Source organism: Pseudomonas syringae pv. cilantro (assembly GCF_001293775.1).
In the GTDB taxonomy this organism is placed as follows: Bacteria; Pseudomonadota; Gammaproteobacteria; order Pseudomonadales; family Pseudomonadaceae; genus Aquipseudomonas; species Aquipseudomonas syringae_P.
Genome location: NZ_LGLN01000077.1, coordinates 2,899 through 3,127 on the forward strand (window position 1 = coordinate 2,899; position 229 = coordinate 3,127).

At 62.0% G+C, this 229-nt stretch carries 1 protein-coding gene; it reads left to right on the plus strand.

Annotated elements, in window-relative coordinates; translation table 11 throughout:
• Positions 1 to 229, plus strand: a 229-nt coding sequence (locus tag ABJ99_RS20695; RefSeq protein ID WP_154864483.1) for a hypothetical protein, incomplete at both ends; no start/stop codon positions are given.

Genomic DNA, 229 nt, shown 5'->3' on the forward strand with positions numbered 1-229 from the left:
CCGCCAATCTCAGCGTCATTCATTCGCTCAGCGGTCAGGTGCTGGCCAGTGACAGCGTCGATGCTGGCTGGCGAGTGTCGTTGGCGGGTGAGGCCGGGCAGGTGCTGGAGGTCTGGGATGCTCGGGGCGTTGCGCGACGTACTGGGTATGACGCGCTGCTAAGGCCCACCAAGGTTTTTGAAGATGAGCTCTGCGTTGAGCGCTTGCTTTATGGCGGCCCTGATTCGAC